The following is a 1,663-nucleotide window of genomic DNA, read 5'->3' as shown; positions in this document are numbered from 1 at the left end:
CAAAAAGCTTTGTCTTAGTGCTAAGACGGAAGCAAAAGCTTCCTTGCTCTCCGCACTAACTTTAGCTCGGGCGTTGTGCATAATTATGAAGATAGTACTAAAATCAATTTTTCTCTTAACCGTAAACTTCTCGTGTTTTAGCCAAAACAGCGGAAAAGAAAATCTGAATTTAGTTTTTTACGATGAATGTTCTAACAAGATTATAAAACCGGAGTATGAGGTTTTGAAAATGAAGGAATTGAATTATGACTATCTAACCGTATTTAAAAAATATGACGATTGGACTCTTCAATATTCGACTTCGATAAAGACAAAGAATGATACCATAAGAATCCCAAAAATTCTTTTCGCCGGTGGAAGTGAATTACATTCAAGACGCTGGACATATTTGAATTGTGAAAAGGTTTGTGATGGAAAAGAAACGGATTTTTATGAAAATGGTAGTAAACGGACAGAAGGAACATACTCAAATGGAAAACCGATTGAAATAAAAGAATATCGGGAAGATGGAGTGTTACGGGCTCAATACTTTTATGAAAATCTTACGCTCAATTATCAACGAATAGATTATTATGATGAAAACGGAGATTTTGAAGAATACCAGATTTACAAGAATAAGAAAAGAAAAACAGTAATCAAGACGTTTGATAAAAGCGGAAAACTGACTGAAAAGGAAACTGAAAAAAAATATATTGAACGGACTAAATAACTATGCACAACAATGCCTAAACGTAATGCGGACTTTAGGGCAAAATGGAAAGGTCTGTGTATATTTATAATGTCGTTAAATCTTTGGGATTTAGCTTTAGACAAATAAAAAAATAAAGCAAAACAATAAGCTTTAGCTTCGTGCGCAGACGGAAACGAAAAGTTTCCTTGCCTCCGCACTACGCTTAGCCGAACCGTTGTAAACAAGTTGAAACTAAAAATGAAATTAAAATATAATTTATCCTTTGCTTTAATAGTATTTATTTCCGCAAATATTTTTTCCCAAGACAATCGGATTCATGGCAATTGGAAACCTTTTGCAATTGACAACGGTGAATTTTACATGAATGTTGAAACTGACTCAATTTCTTTGTATGAAGAATTAAAATATATCGAAAACGATTCTTTGAAAATAAATCAACTCAAAAAAACAGCAAATCAAATCTACTTCAAACAAACTCATACTTTTTCTGAAAATGGTAAGTACATTCAGAATTTAATTGTCATGAAGCTTGAGCTTGATTATAAAATTGATGTTGAAAAAAATTTAATTCTTACGTCCGAAAATAATTTCTTGAATGAGAAAGATATTCTTGAACTACAATATTGGATAAAAGATGACATTTTTTATATGGAAATACCTTTAACAGAACCATCTGTAAAAATATGGTTGAAAAAATAACCTGCTTACAACAATGGCTATAATTAATACGGGTTTAGTCGTTTAATATATAAAGCTGGAATAGCAGCTAACAACGCCAAATCTTTTGGATTTGGCTTTTAAAATAAAAAATTAAAAACAAACAAAAAGCTTCGGCTAATCGCTTAAACGGAAACAAAAGCATACTTTTATTCCCGCACTAATCATAGCCGAAACCGTTGTAAAACATTTCATGAAATTTCTAACATACTTAGTTACTTTTCTGTGTTTTGGGGTTTGCAGCTCGCAAGACTT

The 1,663-nt window shown here is 31.6% G+C and carries 2 protein-coding genes; both read left to right on the top strand.

The window, feature by feature from the left end; genetic code table 11:
• Positions 1-85: 85 nt before the first annotated feature.
• Positions 86-709 (top strand): hypothetical protein, encoded by a 624-nt coding sequence (locus tag Q0856_RS17935; protein WP_298507203.1) that lies wholly within the window; start codon positions 86-88, stop codon positions 707-709.
• Between the two features lie 219 nt (positions 710-928).
• Positions 929-1,390: a hypothetical protein gene (locus Q0856_RS17930; RefSeq protein WP_298507201.1), complete on the top strand. Its 462-nt coding sequence runs from the start codon at positions 929-931 to the stop codon at positions 1,388-1,390.
• The last annotated feature ends 273 nt before the right edge of the window (positions 1,391-1,663 follow it).

This window comes from uncultured Maribacter sp. (assembly GCF_947496775.1).
GTDB lineage: Bacteria > Bacteroidota > Bacteroidia > Flavobacteriales > Flavobacteriaceae > Maribacter_B.
The sequence above is the reverse complement of the archived record's forward strand: the minus strand, read 5'-3'. Positions and strand labels throughout refer to the sequence as shown.